18 protein-coding genes and 1 tRNA gene are annotated in these 21,603 nt (G+C 47.0%); 6 read left to right on the forward strand and 13 right to left on the reverse strand.

All coding sequences use genetic code 11. The features are described 5' to 3' along the window. Positions 1-158: 158 nt before the first annotated feature. A complete protein-coding gene (locus tag QT994_RS00820) occupies positions 159-845 on the forward strand; it encodes an alpha/beta hydrolase (protein WP_333170935.1) in 687 nt (228 codons plus the stop codon). A gap of 148 nt (positions 846-993) precedes the next feature. Here the strand turns inward: QT994_RS00820 and QT994_RS00825 are convergent, their stop codons facing one another. Further along, complete coding sequence (locus QT994_RS00825; RefSeq protein ID WP_333048177.1) at positions 994-1,458, reverse strand: SRPBCC family protein; 465 nt, start codon at positions 1,456-1,458, stop codon at positions 994-996. 147 nt (positions 1,459-1,605) lie between these two features. On the opposite strand from QT994_RS00825, the gene QT994_RS00830 reads away from it, so the two are divergent. Next, the gene (locus tag QT994_RS00830) at positions 1,606-2,772 is read left to right on the forward strand and encodes a transposase (RefSeq protein ID WP_333170937.1); all 1,167 of its coding nucleotides are present in this window, start codon (positions 1,606-1,608) and stop codon (positions 2,770-2,772) included. 135 nt (positions 2,773-2,907) lie between these two features. After that, positions 2,908-4,584 carry a mechanosensitive ion channel gene (locus QT994_RS00835; RefSeq protein WP_333048173.1) on the forward strand — a complete coding sequence of 559 codons (1,677 nt, stop codon included), beginning with the start codon at positions 2,908-2,910 and terminating at the stop codon, positions 4,582-4,584. Positions 4,585-4,815: 231 nt separating this feature from the next. Here QT994_RS00835 and QT994_RS00840 read toward each other — a convergent pair. The 4 genes from QT994_RS00840 to QT994_RS00855 form a co-directional block, all read right to left on the reverse strand. Then, a tRNA-Pro gene (locus tag QT994_RS00840) sits at positions 4,816-4,889 on the reverse strand. A 37-nt stretch (positions 4,890-4,926) separates the two neighbouring features. Continuing rightward, a complete protein-coding gene (locus QT994_RS00845; protein WP_333048172.1) occupies positions 4,927-5,295 on the reverse strand; it encodes a DUF1818 family protein in 369 nt (122 codons plus the stop codon). Between the two features lie 141 nt (positions 5,296-5,436). Further along, positions 5,437-6,084 (reverse strand): hypothetical protein, encoded by a 648-nt coding sequence (locus QT994_RS00850; RefSeq protein ID WP_333170939.1) that lies wholly within the window; start codon positions 6,082-6,084, stop codon positions 5,437-5,439. 252 nt (positions 6,085-6,336) lie between these two features. Next, positions 6,337-6,567 carry a DNA-directed RNA polymerase subunit omega gene (locus tag QT994_RS00855; protein WP_242721767.1) on the reverse strand — a complete coding sequence of 77 codons (231 nt, stop codon included), beginning with the start codon at positions 6,565-6,567 and terminating at the stop codon, positions 6,337-6,339. A gap of 80 nt (positions 6,568-6,647) precedes the next feature. On the opposite strand from QT994_RS00855, the gene QT994_RS00860 reads away from it, so the two are divergent. Further along, on the forward strand, positions 6,648-7,340 hold the full coding sequence (locus tag QT994_RS00860; protein WP_333170942.1) for a GDSL-type esterase/lipase family protein: 693 nt from the start codon (positions 6,648-6,650) through the stop codon (positions 7,338-7,340). Between the two features lie 208 nt (positions 7,341-7,548). On the opposite strand, the gene QT994_RS00865 is transcribed toward QT994_RS00860, so the two are convergent. Then, a complete protein-coding gene (locus QT994_RS00865; RefSeq protein WP_333170945.1) occupies positions 7,549-9,027 on the reverse strand; it encodes an amidase in 1,479 nt (492 codons plus the stop codon). 345 nt (positions 9,028-9,372) lie between these two features. On the opposite strand from QT994_RS00865, the gene QT994_RS00870 reads away from it, so the two are divergent. Beyond that, positions 9,373-10,626, forward strand: coding sequence for an S-layer homology domain-containing protein (locus QT994_RS00870; protein ID WP_333170947.1), 1,254 nt, complete (start codon positions 9,373-9,375; stop codon positions 10,624-10,626). A gap of 128 nt (positions 10,627-10,754) precedes the next feature. Here QT994_RS00870 and QT994_RS00875 read toward each other — a convergent pair whose 3' ends face one another. The 7 genes from QT994_RS00875 to QT994_RS00905 form a co-directional block, all read right to left on the reverse strand. Next, positions 10,755-11,264 (reverse strand): pentapeptide repeat-containing protein, encoded by a 510-nt coding sequence (locus QT994_RS00875; RefSeq protein WP_333170950.1) that lies wholly within the window; start codon positions 11,262-11,264, stop codon positions 10,755-10,757. Between the two features lie 71 nt (positions 11,265-11,335). Next, positions 11,336-12,685 carry an LCP family protein gene (locus tag QT994_RS00880; protein ID WP_333170952.1) on the reverse strand — a complete coding sequence of 450 codons (1,350 nt, stop codon included), beginning with the start codon at positions 12,683-12,685 and terminating at the stop codon, positions 11,336-11,338. A gap of 14 nt (positions 12,686-12,699) precedes the next feature. Next, positions 12,700-13,047, reverse strand: coding sequence for a DUF6717 family protein (locus tag QT994_RS00885; RefSeq protein WP_333048237.1), 348 nt, complete (start codon positions 13,045-13,047; stop codon positions 12,700-12,702). A gap of 426 nt (positions 13,048-13,473) precedes the next feature. Next, positions 13,474-14,649, reverse strand: coding sequence for an aminotransferase class V-fold PLP-dependent enzyme (locus QT994_RS00890; RefSeq protein ID WP_333170955.1), 1,176 nt, complete (start codon positions 14,647-14,649; stop codon positions 13,474-13,476). A gap of 42 nt (positions 14,650-14,691) precedes the next feature. After that, a complete protein-coding gene (locus QT994_RS00895; protein WP_333171256.1) occupies positions 14,692-15,297 on the reverse strand; it encodes a molybdenum cofactor guanylyltransferase in 606 nt (201 codons plus the stop codon). 110 nt (positions 15,298-15,407) lie between these two features. Continuing rightward, entirely contained in the window at positions 15,408-16,472 is a 1,065-nt protein-coding gene (locus QT994_RS00900) for an anthranilate phosphoribosyltransferase family protein (RefSeq protein WP_333170958.1), read from the reverse strand. 121 nt (positions 16,473-16,593) lie between these two features. Beyond that, positions 16,594-17,568: a LysR family transcriptional regulator gene (locus QT994_RS00905; protein WP_333048242.1), complete on the reverse strand. Its 975-nt coding sequence runs from the start codon at positions 17,566-17,568 to the stop codon at positions 16,594-16,596. Positions 17,569-18,156: 588 nt separating this feature from the next. Between QT994_RS00905 and QT994_RS00910 the strand changes: the two genes are divergently transcribed. Further along, positions 18,157-21,585, forward strand: coding sequence for a PAS domain S-box protein (locus QT994_RS00910; protein WP_333170961.1), 3,429 nt, complete (start codon positions 18,157-18,159; stop codon positions 21,583-21,585). Positions 21,586-21,603: the final 18 nt, after the last annotated feature.

Here is a 21,603-nt window from a genome sequence, read left to right on the forward strand (position 1 = left end):
AACACCTATCTTTTGATAGGTGGAATTTGCTTGACTTGAATGTAAAGTTATAGGTCATTTACGGAAATCCCGATTCGACTTTCCCGACAGATATCCGCACAGATATCCGCACAGACGAGCGATCTAAAAAGTATTTTGACGTAAAGAGGCACAAACTCATGAACTTTCAGTTTCAACAAGGTTATCTCAACGGAATGCAACCGCTGTCAGCCCATTTAACCAAAAGAATGTCAAAGTCTTTATCATTAGGTTTGGCGCTTTTGCTGGGAACAAGTGCAGTATTCCTAAGCAGTGGCAAAGCCTTTGCATTAGATAATGTTACCGTAAAATACGGTGCTGTTGACGTAACATTACCGATGAGCGACTTGCAAAGCTTTGCACAAACTGGCAAAGCATCATCTCAACTGCAAAGCGTTCTGAGTCTTGCCAAACAAACTCCCGAGTCGGTGCGCGAAATATTAACGAGAGAAGTGCCTTTAGATTCTCAATTAGTAGCGCGGCTGGCAAGCACTTATTTTGGGGAAATTGTTTTCAAACAATTGGGGGAGGTTGCTTATACGCCGGCAACTCGGCTGCAAAGCGCGCCGGCCCTGCGCGATGCTTTAGTCGCAGCTTCCAAAGATGGCAAAATATCGCTGATTGAAGTGATGCAAAATTACAGCCCTCCGGCCTTAGAAGTTGATGGCAATCAAGCTATGGCTATCTACGAGCGAGTGATTAAAGATATGCAAGATTTGCAAGCTTTGTATCAGAATTCCCCGGCTTTGCAAAATACCGCCGGCCAAGCGGTGAATTCTGCCAGACAAGTGATTTGTCAACCCAGTCCATCAGGAAGTGGGAAGTAAATAACTGAACTTGGAGGGAATGGGGAATTGGGAATGGGGAATTGGGAAGTTGGTGCTTTTTTTCCTATTAGCTCTTGGTTTTCAGCTATTACAAATTACCCCTACTTCGGCTACGCGAGGGTAAAAGTTCCCCATTACCCCTTACCCATTATACATTACCCATTTTTTGAGATAATTGCTCGGCTACGCGCTTGAGCCGGCGGAGTTGGTCTTTCATGTCTTTCTGCGTCCAAGGGGCTGCAAAGCGATTGAAACCAAATCTAATTAAACGATTGGGAATTTGAAATTCAAAACGGTTAATCAAGAGAGTTCCTTGGATTTGCGGCTGGCATTCCCAACGATCGCATCCTTTGAAAAATCCGTCAAACCCCCACACAATTAAACCTGGTTGTCGCTCCAACACAACACTCTCCAAAGTGGGTTGCAAAACCGGAACTTGTATGATAAATAAGCTACGACTTCCTACGGCAGTATCCCATTCGCCCTGGGGATCGCAGCGTAGCAAGGGATTGAGCCACTTGTGCATTAAAGTGCGATCGACTATACAACGCTCCACCAGAGTAGCAGCAGCGCGAATTTCAATGGATTGCTCGAAAACTTGACGAATTGACATGAGAACCTGCAACAAGGAGGGGATTACAAAACTTTGCTTACTTTATAGTCCTTTATTTACTTGTAACGTCAATTTTTCCAGAAATAAAAAGATTGACACACTCATAAATACAGTGTATCATCTTGAATTAAAGTATATATACCATTTATGCAGCTAGTTGAAAGGCACGTCATTAAACCAAATCATAGGTTTTATCGAGAAGCCGATCGACTTTCTTGGCTAGGCAAAAATCTTTACAACAACGCTAACTACATCTACCGTCAAAACTTTTTCGCCAGCCAACAAACAAACGCTCTGGCTGTTTATCGGGCGCTCAAAACAAGTCCTGATTACAAAGCACTGTCGGCGAAGGTAGCACAAAGCAGGCTCGGCTTAGTCCTCAAAGCATGGACTAGCTATTATCTGGCCCTGCGAAACTATCAGGAAGACCCTACTAAATTTAAAGCAGCACCGCAAATCCCTCATTATCAAGGTTTAACAGAGCGAAAAATAGAGGATGGGCGCTATGTAGTTATATTTAATTGTCAAACTGTCAGCAAAAGAGCCTTAAAAAAAGGATATGTTCGCCCCTCTGGGACTAATATTTGGTTGCCCTCAAGAGTCACCTCGATTCGGGAAATCCGGATTCTTCCCAAAGTAGGTTGTTATGTGGTCGAGGTGCTCTATGAGAAGTTAGAACAGCCTTTACAAGTTAATCAGAGAGTAGCTGTCATCAATTTAGGATTAAACAATCTGGCAACATTAACCTACAATGTTCTTGGGTTAGTACCCACAATCTACGATGGACGGGCTGTTAAGTCCACCAATCATTACTGCAATCAAGTTTCAGCGGCCTTAAAATCATTGCTGCCCGCAGCGGAAAAAAACAGTAAAAAACTTGCCAAATTGTGGCACAAGCGTAACTGTAAAGTGGATTACTACCTCCACACGACGAGTTCCGCAGTTATAAAAGAACTCGTCAATCATCAAATGGGCTTGCTGGTTATAGGCTGGAACCAGGATTTTAAAGAGGGGATTAATACGGGTTTGACTAAAAATCAAAATTTTGCCTGTATTCCCCATCGCCGATTTCTGGAAATGTTGCAGTACAAAGGACAACTTGCGGGAATTCAAGTTGTGTTAGTTGAGGAGAGTTACACCTCAAAATGTTCAGCTTTGGAGTGGGAACCAATTCAACAACATTCCGACTACATTGGCAGTAGGGTAAAAAGAGGATTGTTCAGAACCAAAACTGGACGCTTCATAAAGGCCCAGGTAAACGGTTCTTTGATTATTGGTTCACAAGCAGTCGGAGATGGGTTTATCCCCAATTAGATAGAGGGTTTTGTAGTTAACCCAGTACGATTAAAAGTGTACAAACATTAAATTTAGGCGATGTCTAGATTTTTTGGAACTATTATTAAAGTTTCGTCTTCTCCTTGTCAAATCTGACGTTAACCTGAGAAAAAAATGAATGAAACTTGGCAAGAAATAACTCAACCGATATCGGGCCCCATAGCGGCGTTGTCCGATCGCATTTTGGCACAAGCACAGCCCGGGAATGCCCTGACAGATGCTGAACGCGGAATTAACAATTTCCTTCAGGGATCAAACATTGAAAATCTCCTCTGGGCCGTCGGTATCCTGCTCATTGGCTTGATAGTATCAGCCCTCGTCTCATCTGTAGTGGGGGGATTGCTCAAGAAGACTACGATCGACAATCGGCTCGCTGCTTGGATTACCGGGCGGCCGGAAGGAGCTGGAGCCCCGCAAGTGGAAAAATGGATTTCCGCAGCGGTGTTCTGGATCATTTTTATCTTTTTCCTGGTTGCCTTTTTCAACCGCCTGAATCTAACGGCTGTCTCGCAACCCCTCAATACTTTTCTCAATCAAATTACCGGTTTCTTGCCGAAGTTAGCCGGCGCGCTAATTTGGTTGGGGATTGCTTGGCTGTTGGCAACTGTAGCCAAAATGGCCGTATCGCGGGCGATGCGGACTTTTAGCGTGGACGAGCGCTTGAATCAGGAGGTAGGCGCAGCGCCCACTGAGCGCCCTTTGCTGCTGAGCGATACTGTGGCGAATGCGCTGTACTGGTTCATTTTTCTGCTGTTTTTGCCGCTGATTCTCGACTCACTGGAAATGCAGCAGGCTCTGCTGCCAGTGAATAATTTGCTGAACCAAATTCTGGCGGCAATTCCGAAAATTCTGGAAGCTGTGCTGATTGGGTTTGTCGGCTGGCTGCTGGCTATGGTGGTGCGGCGAATTGTCACAAATCTGTTGGCTGCTGCTGGGGCGGACAGTTTGGGCGCTCGGTTTGGAATTTCGCGGACTTCGGGCGGACAATCGCTGTCGTGGATTGTCGGGACGATAGTCTATGTTTTGATTTTGATTCCAACAGCGATCGCAGCTCTGAACGCTTTGGACATTCAGGCGATTTCGCAGCCTGCTGTCGCCATGCTCAACGACATTTTGGGCGCGGTTCCCAAAATCTTCACGGCCGCGCTGATTGTGGCGGTTGCTTACATTTTGGGTCGCTGGATCGCCGATTTGGTGACTAATATCCTGACGGGAATTGGCTTCAACAATGTCTTTTCTTGGTTGGGAGTGCAGCCACCGAAACAGCCGCTGAGGCTACCGCCAAGTTCGATCGATCCTGACGCAACGATTCTTCAGGAACCCGAACTTCCGGCTCGCACGCCTTCTGAGTTTGTCGGCATTGTGGTGCAGGTAGGCATCATGCTGTTTGCTGTGGTGGCGGCTACCGACGTGCTCGGGATTCCAGCGCTGACGGCGATTGTTAGCGGTATTGTGCTGGTTGCAGGTCGCGTGCTAGCTGGTTTGGTGGTATTTGCGATCGGCTTGTATTTGGCGAATCTGGCGTTTAGTTTGATTGCCAGTTCTGGAACTCGCCAAGCGCGGCTTTTGGGCCAAGCGGCTCGGATTGCGATTATTGCCTTTGTTTCGGCCTTGGCGCTGCAACAGATGGGCATTGGCAGCGATATTGTCAATTTGGCTTTCGGGCTGCTGCTTGGGGCGATCGCAGTTGGCATTGCTCTAGCTTTTGGTTTGGGCGGGCGCGAGATTGCGGCCGACCAAATTCGCGAATGGTTAGCGTCGTTTAAACAAGATAAGACGCCGCGTTTGTAATTCTATAAAATGGCGTTTGTCAAGTACAAACGCCATTTTTTTATGATTAATTTCATTTTGAGGGTCGCGAAGCAATCGCAAAGCCTTTGAATTTGAGGATACAGCTATAGAATGTTCGGATGCAAAGATTGATTCTTGTTTCTGAGCCGATGCCCCTAATTGAGAATGTTAAGAGCTGCGTCGTCGGCCCTAAAACAACAAAACCTTCTCATAGAGAAGGTTTTATCACAATCGGAGCGGCGGGATTTGAACCCACGACCCCTACTACCCCAAAGTAGTGCGCTACCAAGCTGCGCTACGCCCCGACAGCTTTAATAGCTTAGCATAGAATTCCCGAAAAAGTCAAAAAACTTTTAAAACTTTTGCGGCCTGCACCAAAGTCGGAACCGCAGCCGTCGGCCAAAAACCCTCGCACCTTCGGCCAGCATTCAAGATCAATTGCACACTGTAAGCTTCGGGATAGCCTTCCACCTGCACCCACAGCAAGTCGCTTTCGGCTTCAATAGCGATTTTTTCCTCGTCCATTAACTCAGAGGCCATGTGACTCATTGTGCCGGCTAATTGCCCCAACAATCGGCAAAAATCGTTCAACTCAGCCTCCGTGAGTTCGATCGCCCAACCGTCGCCAGCCACCAAACCCTGAAACTCTTCCGCCTCCGGGTTCCATCCCAAACGCCACCCAACACCCGTTTTAATTACACGTTCCACCATTGAGGGATTTTAGATTTTAGATTTTGGATTTTAGATTAGTAGGACTTACCCATAAATACGAAAGAAAACGGGTTTTTTACCTGTGTTAAAGGCTCAAAAACAATATTTCCGTAAAAAACCAGGTTTCTGTATCCATGAGTATTAAGGTATCAGCAACTTCGCATCTCCCGGCTGTGGCTGCGGTATTTCCGGGGAATTCGATCGCCCTTGTGGTTTTTCCCCCGCCGTCGGTGTGCGCCCACCCCCTGAATTCTCCCTAAAAACATCAACCAAAGCTTGAACCAAAGCATCCCGCTGTACTCTATTTAACCTTTGAATAGCAGCGCGATCCTGTTCCATCGGATTTGATCGCAAAACGTCGTTTCCCGGATAAACGCTTTCCACCAAATAATCGGGAGTCGCCCCCAAATAATCAGCTAAACTCAACTTCCAATCAAAGCGGTAATTGGGTGGTCGTCCTTTGACAAATACGTGATATCGAATCAACCGCCCGACTAAAGTATTGGTAGGATCGACTTTTCCTGTTTCCTTGGAAATGTAGTTATTCTCGATCGGCAAATCCGGCAATTTTTCGTACACCAATTTCCACGCATCTTGCACCCTCACTTGCGACGGCGCAGATTGTTGAGCCACCCGCTGCACTGAGGCAGACTCAGAACTCCGCAGCAGCGAAGGTTCCAAAGCCGACATACTCAGTTCCCCGGATTCCAATACCCAACTCAAAAGCGTGAAAATCGCTACACTCAAAGTAACAAACAGAAAACTTAAGCCCTGCTTTAATCTATTCACGGTTTTGACAAAAATTTGAAAAATAGAATAATTTCATACACTTAGCCGCCAGGAGATGTCCTAGTTTATAATTTTAGGATTTACACTCATCAACCCGGTTTATTAGAAAAATCAGAGGTTTCTTAACCAGGCAGCTAGGAATAAACTGGGTTTCTCGTCCCGTGCGCCCAAGTCTAGTTTGAAAAAGTTGTGAGTTTTGAGTTGACAAAAATTGCTCGCAATTCACCACTCAAAACCCAAAACTTCCGAAGTCTAGATGTCTCCGATAATTTCCGGCTGACTCAGTTCGTCCGACATCTCAAATATCGCCCGCATTACAGGTTTCATTTGATGGTCGTCCATATTGTCAAAATCTTCATAGCGACGGCGTTTTGCGCGGTTCGCCACCTGCACCGTAATCCGATAGCGGTTGGATGCACCGTTAATCAACTCTTCCGCCCGACGGGTAAGCTGAGTTGAATCGAAGGTTGGACGCTTAACCATGAGACTACCTACTTTATGTAATGTTACATTCTAGTCTAGTATGTCAAGATTCATAATTTATTAACTGAGTATTATTGCTTATGCAGGTAGCAACAGCCTATTCCTTTGGTCACTTGCATCGGGGAAATTCTCATCCCCTCAAATTGGTTGCTTTCGGCGACAGCTTAATCTACGGTTTCGGCGACGGTGTAGGCGGTGGCTGGGTGGAAAGATTGCGGCGCCAGTGGATGTTACCGGAGAGTGCAGGACACGTTTTATACAATTTGGGCGTTCGGGGCGATCGCACCTATCAAGTCTCCCAGCGGCTCGAAAACGAGTTTCGGCACCGGGGCGAACTGAGAAACCGCGTCCCGGATGCGATTATTCTTTCCGTCGGACTCAACGATTCGGCGAGAGTGCAGTCACCTACCGGGCGCAGCTACACTGATTTTGAACATTTTAAAACTGTTTTGGATCATTTGTTAAACCTGTCCCAACAACTTTGTCCGGTGATATTTGTCGGGATGGTGCCAGTGGATGAAAGTAAAATGCCTTTTCAAGATTGTTTGTATTACAATCATGCTGACCAATATCGGTATAAAGAGGCAACGAAATTAGCTTGTGAGTTGCGGGGAATTCCCTATCTAGATATTTTTGATAAATGGGTAAATCGGGGCAGTGATTGGTGGCGATCGCGCTTGATTGCAGACGGACTTCATCCCAATGCAGCGGGCTATCAATCTTTATTTGAAGATGTCACAAGTTGGGAGCCTCTCGCCAGCATTAGTCATTAGTTCAGTAGTCATTAGTCCTCAGTAAAAATGAAGTAGGGTGCGTCAACTAGCATTATTTCCGCTACAAACTAAGAATTTCACAACTTACGCACTCCCGCAAAAAACGGTGCGTCCGATTCATACTTTCCGTGCCAATTAAAAATTTCAAACCTGACGAACCCTACCACTGATTGTATTCTTGACCATCAAGTTTCACTTGATAAAATGCTCAGTAACCAGGTGGGTGTTGCAAGCTACCAACCACTTTGTCGATCGCTTCTGCGATCGCCAACAACTCCATTTCACGCCACCGCTTACCAACAATTTGCATTCCAATCGGTAAACCATTTTGAGTTTGTCCAATTGGAATAACCACGGCAGGATGTCCACTAAGATTAGAAGGCATGGTGTAAGCTCCGTTTGCCACTGCATGAGGATAGGATCTGCCATTAACATCAAGGGCAGTCCAAGGGGGACGATGGGTAAACGCAGCGGTTGCCGCAACAGGACAAAGCCATACATCCCACGGTTCTAATGCCTCATCCATATCGGCAGTGAAGCGATCGCGCTGTGTGAGTGCCTCGAAATATCCTTTCAAACTTGGATTCAATATCTCAGGTAGGAATCTGCTGAAATCTCCCAATTTTCGGAGTTCCTTGTCGCCTTGGGTTGCGGTGCGGAAGATTAACTCTAAACTACGACGCAGGTTATATCTATCCTGCGGTTGAGCGTAGATAGTGAGGTACATTGAGATCCGTCCGTAGAGATTCAATATTTGGGAAAGGTCAAAGTCTTTGGGAAGCCAGCGTTCGGTTTGGACACCTGCGTCAGAGAGTGTCTGCACGATCGACTCCATAGCTGCTCGAATTTCAGAAGCAACGGGAACTTCGGCCCATTCAGCGCTCCAAGCGATTTTGAGATGCTGCAAAGGCTTGCCAGAGGGTCGATCGAGCGGAATCGGTGGGACATCAGGGCGCCGCAGATCCGCGCCTGCAATTAACGAAAAACATAGCCGGATGTCTTCGATCGATCGAGCAAAACACCCAACGGTCATCATTTGCCGAATAGACAGTGGCATTCCCGGCACTTCAGGAATCTGCCCTGCTGTAGAAATACGGCGATCTGTCGGCTTTAAACCATATATGCCGCAGAAATGAGCGGGTTGACGCACCGAACCCCCGAAATCGTTCCCCAAATCCAACGGTGAAAGTCCGGCGGCGACAGCAGCGGCACTCCCTCCAGAACTGCCACCAGGTGTGTAGTCAAGATGCCAAGGATTATTTACCCGTGGAAACAGAGAATTTGTGCTTTGATAATCGGCAGCCAGTTCCGCCATGTTGGTTTTTCCCATAATGACAGCACCTGCTGCCCGCAATCTCGCAACAGCAGTTGCATCCTGTTGAGGCACATAATCTTTGAGGGGAATATAGCCTGCTGTGGTGCGGAGTCCGGCTGTTTCAAAAATGTCTTTAATCCTGATGGGAACCCCATGTAAAGCACCCCAGTTTTCTCCTCTGGCTAGGGCTTCATCGGCAAGTCTTGCTCTAGTACGAGCATTGTCTTCATCCAGCGTACAAATAGCGTTTAATTGCGAGTTGTGCTTTGCGATTTGAGTAAGGTAAGCGTCGAGAACTTCGACGGCAGAGACTTCGCGATCGCGAATCATTCGCGCTAGCTGATGGGCAGAGGCAAACGTCAGGCTACTCATAAGCAACAAACAGGTATTTCTCGATAAAGTTAATTATATTCACTTTTAGTTAATATAGTTAACTAACATCAAACGGCTTTGTCCCTAACTCCTCTTAATTGCAGAGACAAGGTAGATAAGGGAGATAAGCAACATAAGGATCTTAAGGAATTTAAGCATTTTACAAGTCCACACCAAGAATAAAAAAATTTATTTTAAAAGACCGTATCTTCCCCGCACGAAAAATAAAAGAATTCAATAATGATTACATAACTGAGGGAAAGAGCCAGTTGGGCAGGAATCAATCAGCCTCTCAAAAGCGTAGTTCTCCTCAATAAAAAAATGTGTAAATTGGAGACTCAAAAAATGTCTGTATTACATCGCATTAAATCCGGTACATCTGTTTTATTAACACTGGGAACCGTTGCCGCAACCGCAGCGCCGATGCTAGCTCCCGCGCCTTCTTTTGCTCAGACAGCTTTTTCGGATGTTAATAATAACTACTGGGCAAAAGACTTTATTCAAGATTTGTCAGAAAGAGGAATTATCAAAGGATTTCCCGATCGCACTTTCCGCCCGGATGCACCGGTAACGCGGGCTGAATTCGCGGCAATGGTGCGTTCTGTGAAAAAGGCAAAAACCCGCGCTGCTGTAAGGTTTGCTGATGTTCCCTCTAATTTTTGGGCAAGCGGGGCGATCGCCGAAGCTTACGAAATGGGATGGATGTCTGGCTATCCCGGCAATGTTTTCAGGCCGACACAGCAGATTCCTCGCGTTCAAGTTGTAGTCGCTTTAAATAACGGAATGGGCTATGAGCCTAGGTGCGATTTTCAAGATGTTCTCAGCTACTATAATGATGCGGGTGAGATTCAAAGTTATGCTGTCAAAAGCGTTGCTGCTGCTACTGAAAAACAGTTGGTAGTCAGCTATCCCAATCCTAAATCTCTCAAACCTAACAAGTCAGCAACGCGAGCTGAAGTAGCTGCTTTTATCTATCAAACATTAGTGAGTACCAATCAAGCAAGAGCAATTAATTCTCCTTACATTGCTAAGATTGATGTTAGCGAGTCTGTTGCTGTGAAAATTCCCAGTGGGGCGACTATTCCAGTCGAGTATGCAAAAGGCAAGATTTTGCTCGGCCCCAATGACAAGTCTCCGATTACGCTGACTGTTGCTTCGGATATCACGGGTAATAATGGCCAAGTGCTGATACCCGAAGGCTCGAAAATTAGTGGCGAATTGCGATCGACTGCTTCGGGCGTTCAGTTTGTGGCTCAAGAATTAAGTATAATCAACGGCAGCAGAGTGCCTCTCAATGCCACTTCGCAACTGATTACTAGGAAAGAAACTGTTACTAAGGGCGTTAATGTTGGTAATCTGCTTAAGAATACGGCGTTGGGTGCTGCTGCAGCGGCGGCGATCGCAGGTGTTACGGGCGATCGGGCGATCGCGACTGAAGAGGTGCTCGGCGGTGCGGGAATCGGGACTTTGATCGGGGTGTTTTTGGGTCGAGATAAAGTCGATTTGTATGCTGTTAATCCCGACACCGATTTAGATTTGCTTTTGAATTCCGATTTGGTAGTTGGTACTGCCAGCACAGGCATTTGTAGCGCTCGATAGAGCCGATACTTGGAAATTTCCTCAAACCCCTCGCCTTGCAGGAGAGGGGCTTTAATGTGTGTATTTTACCTCCCTACAGGTGCATCTAATCAAATAATTAGCCAGGGATTTTCTTTAAGTGTGAATTCCTACGGACATCCCAAACTTTCTTGGGTAGAAACTCCCGTCACTGGATTGACACCATCTGCTTTCTCGCACAGGATACTCACTTGATAAGCGTCGATAATCGCGTCAGTAAAATCAGCGCCGGAAATTGCAGCATCAAAAAACCGAGTTCGAGTCATAATTGCCTCGGAAAAATTAGCATTTGTCAAATTAGCGCCGTCGAATGTAACTCTATCTGCCAAAGCACCGGAGAGGTTGGCACCTGACAAGTTGGCATTCAACAAAACTCCCTTAGTCAAAATTGCATTAGTTAAATCAGCACCTTGAAAATTTGTTCCCCGCATTTCCGCAGCGACAAATGTTCCCCCCGCTAAATCCGAGTTGGAAAAATCGCGATCGGACAAATTAATATTTGTGTAATTAATACTTGTTTTCGGCAGGGCAAATGCCGGAGTAGCACTCAGCAGCACCCACCCAAAAGCCAACACTAAACTTAAAATGAGGCTCAGGAAAATTCGGAAAACACTTTTCATGATGATGGGAATAGGGAATTGGGCCTTGTTGACTGTTGACTGTTGACTGCTGACTAATAACTAATAACTAATTAAAATCGTTTTACCCAATCTTCGCCAACGCGAAGCGTCAAGTCAGAATTGATTTCACCCGTAGAAGATGCTTCAATTTTACCGCCGCCTAACTCTTTTTGCAGTAGATTCGCTGCCTCTAAATCGCCTTGCTGAACAATAATTTGACTTTGACGCTGCTTTTCCGGCGAATCCTGCACCACAGATACATTAAAAAAGCCCTTTTTTGTGAGAAAGTCAGCAACGTTTTTTGCGGTGGTCGGTTTGCTAGAAGCATTTTGGACGGCTATTTTGAGGTTTTTGGGCAAAACGGACTCGGCTGGATTGCGAAATCTTCCTTGTGCAAAATCCGGCACGCTCTGGTTGAAATATTGTGTCATAATGCGATCGAGCCCGATCGCATCTACCATCCAATAACTCCTCAAATCTCCTTGTTCTGAACTAGAACGTCCCGGCAACATTACCATTTTAAAATTATCTCGCTCCAATTGCAAACCGAAATTAGCCAGCGTTAATATTTCCTCATAATTTAGGTTTGTATCCACATATTTTTGCATCAATCGAACAATTTGTGGCAATCGCACCAATACTGATGGACTTGCTAGGCGGTCGCGAATAGCTTGAATTAAAGATTGCTGTCGCTGAATGCGACCAATATCTCCTAAACCATCGTTGCGAAATCGAGCAAATTGTTCTGCTTGTTCTCCGTTGAGAGTTTGCCATCCCTGGGCTAAGTTTATTTTTAACTTTTGGGCGGTATCTGTATAGGACATGGCGCGAGGTACAAATACCTCAACTCCGCCCAACAAATCGACTAATTCCCGAAACGCATTGTTGCTGACTCGCACGTATCGTTCAATTCTCGTATTGTTCAGCATACTGCTAACCAATCGCGTCGCCAAAGCTGCTCCTCCGGTAGCATTGGCTTCGCTAATTTTGCTTAAGCTAATTCCGGGAACTTCGACTTTAGTATCTCGTGGAACAGAAAGTAAACTAATAGATTTATCTCTAGGATCGAGGTGAAATAAGAGTATTGTATCGCTGCGACCCTCAAAAATCTTAGGGGAATTGGCTGCTGCTTCCGGCACGCCGTCAATTCCCAATATCAAGATATTAACTGACCGCGACAGTCGGTATCCAGAGCGGTTGGAGGATAGATAGTCAAAGCCAGTCGCCTCTAATACTCTATTGATAATTGGAGGTTCCACGGGAGCTAACAGGGCAGTAATTGCCCCCATTGTGGCCGAGATGGCGGCGGTGAAGACTAGGAAAAATAGCCCCACTATATACAGGAAGAATTTAGGCTTTTTTCGAGATGTTTGATCGACTGGTGTAACAAAGTCTCTTTTAAAAATTGACAAGTTTTTCATTGACTTGCTGTTGGTTATTGCAGTTTTTCAGCTTTGCAGTAAAACTTGGGCGGTGCTTCTGGAAAGTATTTGAGCATAGCCGGACACAGCCAGCCTTCGAGATTTTTCGATTCCCACCGATACCAGTTACCCCCGTACTCTGCTTTCAACCACAGCATTTCTGCTTGATATCCGGGAAATGGATTGGCTGAAAATAAAAGTCGGAAACCTTGAGCGGCATTGGGAATGTCTGCGACAAGCGCGTTAATCATTTCGGGGACGCCCTGAACAAAAGGTTCTCGGACAAGTCCGACTCTCTCGTCGTCAAAAACCCAGGTGTACTGTTCGCGATAGGGGTAAATTACCATCATGGCATTGGACATGGTATTCGCCTCTTTTCATTTCCTTTGTTTTGTCTGCAAAAATGCAAGTGTTGATACATTATATTCTGTTGCACGGAAGTTGTGCGCTATCCGCTTTGACAACCCTGTTTTAACTTAGGAATTTTCGCGGGTTATTTACAAATTTTATGCGGTTGGGGCGGATGGGCGAAATTTAGGGTCATGGGGTTTTAGAGCTGTTTTTTTTTGAGCTTTTTATTTAAGGTAAATAAAATAAAAATTAAATAGGAATCAAGATGATTTTTTGCAGAATTTTTACTCTTATTATGCCTATTTCTATAACCTTTACTACCTTTATAGTAAGGACAACTACTCTGTATTCATCCAAACTATGAGAACCGACACTCTAACTACAAACATATAACTGTTTGTAGCTGGGTGTGATGTTTCTTTTCTGGAAGCTCCAGCTCAAATTCTAGTCAGCTCAACTAGCGCCTTAGCTAAATATTGATACTGTGGCAAAGTATTGTACAACTGAGCCGAAATCCTCACCAACTGCTTACTAGAATCCGGCCAAGGAATCACCGGAACTTCTATTTTAAAAATCTCCCACAGCGCCTCTTGCAAAGGTGGAATTCCTCCCTTTGCAACCACATCAGACTGAGAGTCTGCCAGTGGCACAACAGCCATTGAACCCACCATATCATCAGGACAAGGCAGCGGCAAATCTAATTTCTCCGCCAATATTTTTCTGCCCGCCAATGCTAAAGCATGATTTTTTGCCCTCAATTCCGGCCAGCCGCCGCTTAACAAAGAACCCAGAAAATCAATAGCTACAGGCACGCACAAATAGGGACTGGGATCGACAGTTCCCATCCAGTCAAATTCTAATTGAAAGCGCGATTTATCAGCGCGGGGCGAATTAGCACCGTGACTGATCGTAGTTGGTCGAATGGCATCTTGCTTGTCCCGCCGCACGTACAGAAAGCCCGCACCTTTCGGCGCGCACAGCCATTTGTGGCAATTTCCGGTATAATAAGCCGCGCCAATTTCATCTAAATTCAGCGCTACCATTCCCGGCGCATGAGCTCCGTCTACTAATACATCGACGCCACGGTTAGCTAACTCGCCGACTAATTGTTTGATGGGAAATATTAAACCTGTTTGGCTGACAACGTGGTCTAATAAGGCTAACTTTGTTTGCGGTGAAACGCACTTAATTATTGCTTCAATAATTTGCTCGGATGACTCAATTGGAAAGGGCACTTCGGCTACTATTACTTTAGCCCCTGTACGTTCCGCTACAAAATTAAGTGTGTTGCGGCAAGCGTTATATTCCTGATTTGTAGTTAGTAATTCGTCGCCCGGAGCAAAACAGAGCGATCGCAAAACTGCATTTACTCCCGTCGTCGCATTTGGCACAAACACCAAGTCATCCTCAGCCGCACCGATAAATGTTGCTAACTGATTTCTTGCATTATCCAACAAGGGTTCAAATTCCCGCAGTAAAAAACGCAATGGTTCTCTTTCCAGTTGTTCTCGAAAAGCGGTTTGCGCTTCGAGTACGGGAATTGGGCAGGCCCCAAAAGAGCCGTGATTGAGGAAAGTTATATTGCGATCGAGCAACCAATATGCGTTAATCATTAGTAATTAGTCATTAGTCATTAGTCAGTTAACTGTCAACTGTCAACCGTTAACCATTTTACCTTTTAATTGCTCAAACTCTTCTAATGTATTGCAATTCGATAACATTACTGCTTCTCGTTCCCCTACAGGTAGAGGGATGGCGGAGATTTGATTTAACCACACTTGAAAGGAACGTCCACCTTTGTCAATAAAACTTTGCAAACTGGGCAGAGCTTTTTGGCGGTAAAAGCCGCACAAAGGCTCCCAGCGCGAATTTTGATAAGGCACAACTGCTAAAGTTGATGGGGGAAATTCTGTTAACTGACTTGCCCAATTTTGAATAATCTGGGTATCCAACAAAGGCAAATCGCAAGCTAACAGTAAAATCCACTCGGCGGCTACTTCTGTCAATCCCTGAGTCAATGCAACCAAGGGCCCGGAGCCCGGATTGTACTCTACCAGAAATTGGGATGTTTCGCTTAAGGTCGATCGATAGCGATCGGGCCAAGCAGTCAGAACATAAACTTCGGGGGTTACAAGTGTTGCAACTTCCAACGCCCGCTGCAATAGGGATTTACCCTCAATTTCCAGCAGAGCTTTATCCCTACCCATCCGCGAACTTTGACCGCCGGCAAGCACAATTACAGCAATTTTATGATTTGTCATTGGGAAGAAGGAAGAGGGAAGAAGGAAGAAAAATTTCTCCATGTAGGGTGCTGTGTACAAAACCTGCTCAATGTAGATGCCCACTGCACACAAAACCTGATTAATCATTCTCAACTAAAAACATTAACGGCTTGGCTAACTTCCTCAAGTTTTTGCACGACTTGACCGCTACTCAATAAAGTTTCTGCCTGAATCAAACCCGAGTGCATATCCAAACAAACTCCGCTGCGCCACAGATAAAATCCGCCGTTCCAGATAGCGGACTGCATCAATTCCGAGGGTTTTCCCAACAACACTTCCTGCATTTGTTTGAATAACTCAGAGGCTGATTCAAAGGCAGGATTGGTGCTGCTAAAACCGTAATCTCCGTGAGCTAAAAGCACTCGCTCGAACTCGGCATCCGGCTTAGCAATGCCGATAATCGCAGTACGATCGCGCGGCAAATCGCAGCTTCCCTCCAATCCCTTGACAGTGGTATAATTTTTGATTCCCCGCAACTCAAAGGCTTTTTGAAACATACCTTCTGTCGGCGGGTGGACGTAGCCGGAGATGACGTTAACGTCGCCGGCATAGGGACACCACATCAACTCCATTGTCGAAAAAGGTGGCCGTTTGCCGATTTCGCGGCGGTAGGGAACTAAAGCGGCGGCTTGAGGAAAATGCTTGGGGAGGTAAACAAAACCCAAACCCGTACTGTCAAAAACTTGCTGGACTTTTTTTAAACTCAGTTTTCTCCAGTCAACTCCCAAACCACGCCAAATTTCAATCAGGGGAATGCCTTCTTTGGTTGGCATGGTATCCCCCCCGTGCATGAGGGTTGGCACGCCAGAGGAGGCTAAAATTAGGGCTGTTAAAGGGCTAATGGGAGCCGTGCGCGATCGCCCGTCGTAAGCAACGCCAAACACGGCGACGGTAGAGACGGAAAACCCTTTTTCTCGGTTTGGGGGGGCAAGCATAGGCCCCAATTCTTCATAAGCATCAAGCATTCCGGCTAATTCTTCGCCGGTGGGCCGTTTAATGCGGTGGGAAATCATAAAAGCTCCGATTTGAGCCGGTGTTGCTTCTTGCAGCAGCATCATCCGCGTGGCTGCTGCTGCTTCGGAACGAGTTAAGTTTTCTCCTGTGTGTATTCCGCTGCCAATTTTTCGCAGCAATTCTCTAAATGCGTCACTCATAACTTTTGAAGTTGGTAATTGGTAATTGGTAGTTGGGAGTTAGTAATTGGTAGTTAGTAATTGGTAATATTTGAATCCGTTTAAATTTAAAATTCCCAAAATTCAATTCAAAATTATCGAATTAACTCCCTGATTTTTCTAGCTTGATTACATCCAATGGCGGCACAAATTCGCGTACCAGATTCCAGAAATGGGCGATCGGCGGAATTTGCATTCGATCGTGAGTTGTCACCAACACGACTTCGCGAGTCCAAGTCGGATCTGCTGCCAATTGACCGATCGCGGAAACCTTGGAAGTTGACCGATCTTGGGCAATCGACCGAATTGCTAAAGTGCGATCGCCCTTCGCGTCCACCAAAGCTGAATGCGGCAGCAAAGCAATCAATTCTCCCTGTCGCACCACACCCCGAAAAGCATCAAGAGTGTTGAGCTCCAAAACAGCATGAAGTTTAGCACCGATGCGTCCAAATTGTTCTTGCACCATCCGCTGCATTCCGTACCCGTCCTTAAACACCACTTGCGGGTAACAAATCAATTCCGGCCAAGGTACTCGATCGTACTGGGCCAAGGGATGACCAGCCGCCATCAACACCTCGATCGGCTCATTGTAGAGCACCTCAACCAACATTTCCGGGGCTTGAGTAAAATAGCGGTTGTTCATCACCACCGCTATGTCCACCAAACCGTCTTTGAGGACTTTCAGAGCTCGATCGCTCCCGAGGGAAGTCACCCGCAACTGCACGTCTGGATAGTCGCGGCAAAACTTTTGCAGCACAGGCGGCAAATAAGCAGCGCAAACCGAGTGAATCGCAGCCACGCAAAGTTCCGGCTGCTTTCCCGCCCGTAAGTCTCCCAATTCTTCAGCAGCATTTTGCCAAGTCTGACAGATTTTGCGAGCGTGAGGCAGCAGGCATTCCCCTCCCACAGTCAGTTTCGCGTGGGCTGTGCGGTGAAACAGCGACAAACCCACTTCCGCTTCTAATCCCTGCACTTGGCGGCTAATAGTCGATTGGGTAACGCCACACTTCCGGGCCGCTTGCTGAAAGCTACCAGTTTCAGCAACTGAAAGAAATGCTTGAAGCTGCTCTAAGCGCATGGAGGTTTAATTCGAGATGGTTTCAGAAATTTTACTGGAAGATAATCTGTGACATTAACCGATTTAGTAGCAGAATTTAGTAGACTTTGATACAGGTACAGATTAGTTTTGATTCCGGGGCGAGACGCGGGGATGCTTCGCTCCAAGCATCAATTTCCTCCGGCAGGATTTCTGAGCCTCCAAGTAGAGGTCGATTCTCTTATGTTGAAGGGATTTCTGAATCGGCAAACTTATCAAAAAATAGATTCAATAAAGATGAGTTTATCGAATATTGCCAGCTTCTAGCTAAACCCTTTCCATGAACGTCACTCTAGTAATCTTCATCAAGGGAGTTCAATTGCTCTGTTTTTCCGTAAGTTGTGAATTCAAAAGATAGCCTTAAATTTCGTACCTCCTTGGGAATTATAGTACCTCACTCTCCCTAAACCTCTCAATAAATGTACGAATATTGCAGTCAGGTTAAAGCCTGCTCTGAACTTTCCTTCCCGGACTAAAGTCACTCTTGTTTTATGTTTTTTGTGTATAAACTAGAAATTAGCGGGTCAGCAACACAAGTGCAACTAGGATTGATCGCACAGGAAAGCCGAAATGCTGCCATTTATTAAGATTATGTCATTTAACCACAATTTTATTCCGCAAGATGGCTGTTGCCAGTGGCAACCCCAGTTGATGGGACTGCAGGCGGTCAGCGATGTGTTAATTGCCCTGGCTTATTATTCAATTCCAGCACTTCTGACATACTATGCCCGGAAGCAGCGGGACGTGCCTTTGAGCAAGGGGTTTCTCCTATTGGGAGCCTGGTTTTTCTGCGGTGGGACAACTCATTTGATGCAAGTTTGGATGCTGGTGCATCCCAGCTACTGGCTGTCAAGTTTGAGCGCCGCCTTGACCGCTATCATCTCTTTGTGGGCCTTAGCGTCCCTGATACCTGGCATTTCTCAATTCTTGGCTATGGCTGGAGCGACCTCTTTTGCAGGAAATACGGCCCTGGGAAGTGAAAAGGTCGATCGACTGCAAGCCGACTCTGCTATTACAAATTCCGTCCCATTGCCCACAACCGAACTCCAGCAAATTAACCAGCGATTGCTCGCAGAAATAACACAGCGCGAGCGAGTCGAGGAACTCCTGCTTGACGCTGTAGACAAGTTGCAAGAAAGTGAAGAACGCTTCCGCGTTTTTCAGGAATTATCTCTAGACGGATTTAACGTGTTCCGCAGCATTCGCGACGAATCCACAATTGTGGATTTTGAATGGGAATACGTCAATCCCGCAGCGGCAAAAATTCAACAACATACACCTGAAGAATTAATCGGCAAGCGATTGCTGCAAGTGCTGCCCGGCCATAAAGATAGCGGTTTGTTCCACCGTTACGTCGAAGTTCTAGAAACAGGAATTCCCCTCGATACCGAGATTTATTACAACAGGGAAGGCATTGTCGGCTGGTTTCGGATTATGACCGTTAAATTGGGCGATGGCATTGCTATTTCTTTTGGCGATATTACTAAGCGCAAGCAAGTAGAAGCATCCCTGCGCGAGGCGCTGCAAAAACTCACTTCTCATTTTGAAAATACGCCCCTAGCGGTGATTGAGTGGGATGAAAACTTTCGTCTCAGCGGGTGGTCGCCGGCGGCACAGAAGATTTTTGGGTGGGAAAAAATAGAAGTTTTAGGCAAGCATTTTAGCGAATGGAACTTTATTTCTAAGGGCGATTTGGAAGATGTAGAATCGGCAATTTATAATTTAAAAAAACCAGAAAATCGCTGCAATGTAGTTCGCAACAGCAATTATAATAAGTACGGTTCGTTGGTACACTGCGAGTGGTACAATTCGGCTTTTTACAGCGATTCTGGACAGTTGATATCGGTGCTGTCTCTGGTTTTGGACGTGACGGAACGCTTTAAATTTCTGGAAGTGCTGCGACAGTCTGAAGAGCGGTTTCGGATTGCTGCAGAAAGTGCCAGCGATTTGATTTATGAATGGGATATCGAGACCGACATCGTGCTGTGGTTCGGTCACGTAGACGAACATTTGGAGTACGCAAAAGGCGGATTTCCAAGGACAAGAGCAGCTTGGAACAGTATCTTGCACCCGATCGACCGCGATCGAGTTTTGGCTGCGGTCGATCGGTATTTGAGTGCGCCAGACAGTTCGGCCGCCCCATTTTTTCAGGAATACCGTGTTCAGTGCCAGCAGGGTGGCTTGCTCCACTGGATCGATCGGGGCAAAGCAGTGCTTGACAAACAAGGTAATCCCTGCAAATGGATCGGCGTGATTAGCGACATCACCGCTCGCAAAGAAGCCGAAGAACAGCGGAATTGGGCCTTGGTGCGGGAACAGGCCGCCCGTCGCCAAGCCGAAGCCAGCGAACAGTTATACCGCGTCCTCGCTGAAGCCATCCCGCAAATAGTTTGGACTGCCAGAGCCGACGGCTGGTTCGACTACTACAACCAGCGCTGGTTTGAATATACTGGCTTGACCCTGGAGGAAACTCAAGGCTGGGGGTGGCAGTTAGCCCTCCATCCAGATGACCTGGAAGATGCTGTAGAAAGCTGGAAGACCTCGGTGGAGACAGGGAAGACTTACGAGGTGGAATACCGCTTTAAACGGGCATCTGACGGAGCTTACCGCTGGCATCTGGGCAGGGCATTGCCCGTGCGGGACGCTGAGGGGAAAATTCTCAAATGGTTCGGGACTTGTACTGATATTGACGATCGCCAGCGATTGGCCCAAACAGCCTATTTTAGCGCTCAAGCTTTGGCTTTGCTGTCGTCGGCTTCCCTGGATTACGAGAAGGCGCTGCAAGGTTTGGCAGATTTAACAGTACCTGGGCTGGGGGATTGGTGCTGTGTGCATTTGCTTGATGCCGACGGCTCGATCCGCTTGCAAGCAGTTGCTCACTCAGATCCGAGCAAAGTCGCTCTGCTGTGGCAAATCGATCGGCGTATGCCACTAGACCCCCAGGGACGGCACGGAGTAGCAAAGGTGCTGCGGACTGGTGAGTCGAAGCTCTACCCAGAAATACCGGAATGGGTGATCGAGGCGATTGTGCCGGACAGGGAACTGCAGTTGGTACTGCGCTCCCAATCCCAGGTGCTGTCGGCAATCTGCGTGCCGCTGATCGCTCGCGGGCGGACGCTGGGAGCGATTTCGTTGCTGTGCGGGGAGTCGGGCCGCCGCTGCGGGGAGAGCGATTTGGTTTTGCTGGAGGATGTGGCGCGGGATGCTGCGGTGGCGATCGACAATGCGCGGCTTTACCGGGAAGCAGCCGAAGCCAATCGGATTAAAGACGAGTTTTTGGGAACGCTTTCTCACGAGTTGCGGACGCCTCTGAACGCGATTTTGGGCTGGGCCCAGATGCTGCGCCAGCGCAAAATGAGTCCGGAAAAAACGGCTGTGGGTTTGGAGACTATTGAGCGAAACGCGCGGTTGCAGACTCAGATGATAGAGGATTTGCTGGACGTTTCCCGGATTGTAAGTGGCAAAGTGTGTTTGAAGCTGTGCCCGGTGGATTTGGCACGGATTGTAGAAACGGCGGTGAAGGCGCTGAGCCCTGATGCTGAAGCTCGGGGAGTTGAATTGGCGAGTTTTTGTGGCGAAGGGGTGAGCTTGGTGAGGGGCGATGCTACTCGTTTGCAGCAGGTGGTGTGGAATTTGCTGTCGAATGCTATTAAGTTTACGCCGCCGTCGGGTCACGTGGAAATCAGGCTCTCGGAGGATGGGGAACCGGGAGCAGCGGGTGGCGCCATATTGTCTGGGCCGTCTCCGGCGCACTCTGTTTCGATCGTTGTCAGCGATACGGGAATTGGCATTAGCAAGGAGTTTTTGCCGTTTGTGTTCGATCGCTTCCGCCAAGCTGACAGCACTTCTACGCGCAATTACGGCGGCCTGGGACTGGGATTGGCGATCGTCCGCCATCTCGTGGAACTCCACGGCGGCAGTGTCTGGGCCGAAAGTCCTGGGGAAGGACTCGGCTCGACTTTCGGAGTGCGGCTGCCAGTAACCAATAACAACAGTTAACTGTTAACTGTTGTTATT

The sequence above is a fragment of the Microcoleus sp. S13_B4 genome (assembly GCF_036700885.1).
Taxonomy (GTDB): Bacteria; Cyanobacteriota; Cyanobacteriia; order Cyanobacteriales; family Microcoleaceae; genus Microcoleus.

What these genes read in the sequence shown, in the direction of transcription:
- QT994_RS00825 (WP_333048177.1), bottom strand. Translation starts at nt 1,458, where the DNA reads ATGTCAATTCGTCAAGTTTTCGAGCAATCCATTGAAATTCGCGCTGCT.
- QT994_RS00910 (WP_333170961.1), top strand. Translation starts at nt 18,157, where the DNA reads ATGCTGCCATTTATTAAGATTATGTCATTTAACCACAATTTTATTCCG.
- QT994_RS00885 (WP_333048237.1), bottom strand. Translation starts at nt 13,047, where the DNA reads ATGTCCAATGCCATGATGGTAATTTACCCCTATCGCGAACAGTACACC.
- QT994_RS00855 (WP_242721767.1), bottom strand. Translation starts at nt 6,567, where the DNA reads ATGGTTAAGCGTCCAACCTTCGATTCAACTCAGCTTACCCGTCGGGCG.
- QT994_RS00880 (WP_333170952.1), bottom strand. Translation starts at nt 12,685, where the DNA reads ATGAAAAACTTGTCAATTTTTAAAAGAGACTTTGTTACACCAGTCGAT.
- QT994_RS00865 (WP_333170945.1), bottom strand. Translation starts at nt 9,027, where the DNA reads ATGAGTAGCCTGACGTTTGCCTCTGCCCATCAGCTAGCGCGAATGATT.
- QT994_RS00890 (WP_333170955.1), bottom strand. Translation starts at nt 14,649, where the DNA reads ATGATTAACGCATATTGGTTGCTCGATCGCAATATAACTTTCCTCAAT.
- QT994_RS00820 (WP_333170935.1), top strand. Translation starts at nt 159, where the DNA reads ATGAACTTTCAGTTTCAACAAGGTTATCTCAACGGAATGCAACCGCTG.
- QT994_RS00835 (WP_333048173.1), top strand. Translation starts at nt 2,908, where the DNA reads ATGAATGAAACTTGGCAAGAAATAACTCAACCGATATCGGGCCCCATA.
- QT994_RS00870 (WP_333170947.1), top strand. Translation starts at nt 9,373, where the DNA reads ATGTCTGTATTACATCGCATTAAATCCGGTACATCTGTTTTATTAACA.
- QT994_RS00860 (WP_333170942.1), top strand. Translation starts at nt 6,648, where the DNA reads ATGCAGGTAGCAACAGCCTATTCCTTTGGTCACTTGCATCGGGGAAAT.
- QT994_RS00905 (WP_333048242.1), bottom strand. Translation starts at nt 17,568, where the DNA reads ATGCGCTTAGAGCAGCTTCAAGCATTTCTTTCAGTTGCTGAAACTGGT.
- QT994_RS00830 (WP_333170937.1), top strand. Translation starts at nt 1,606, where the DNA reads ATGCAGCTAGTTGAAAGGCACGTCATTAAACCAAATCATAGGTTTTAT.
- QT994_RS00900 (WP_333170958.1), bottom strand. Translation starts at nt 16,472, where the DNA reads ATGAGTGACGCATTTAGAGAATTGCTGCGAAAAATTGGCAGCGGAATA.
- QT994_RS00845 (WP_333048172.1), bottom strand. Translation starts at nt 5,295, where the DNA reads ATGGTGGAACGTGTAATTAAAACGGGTGTTGGGTGGCGTTTGGGATGG.
- QT994_RS00875 (WP_333170950.1), bottom strand. Translation starts at nt 11,264, where the DNA reads ATGAAAAGTGTTTTCCGAATTTTCCTGAGCCTCATTTTAAGTTTAGTG.
- QT994_RS00895 (WP_333171256.1), bottom strand. Translation starts at nt 15,297, where the DNA reads ATGACAAATCATAAAATTGCTGTAATTGTGCTTGCCGGCGGTCAAAGT.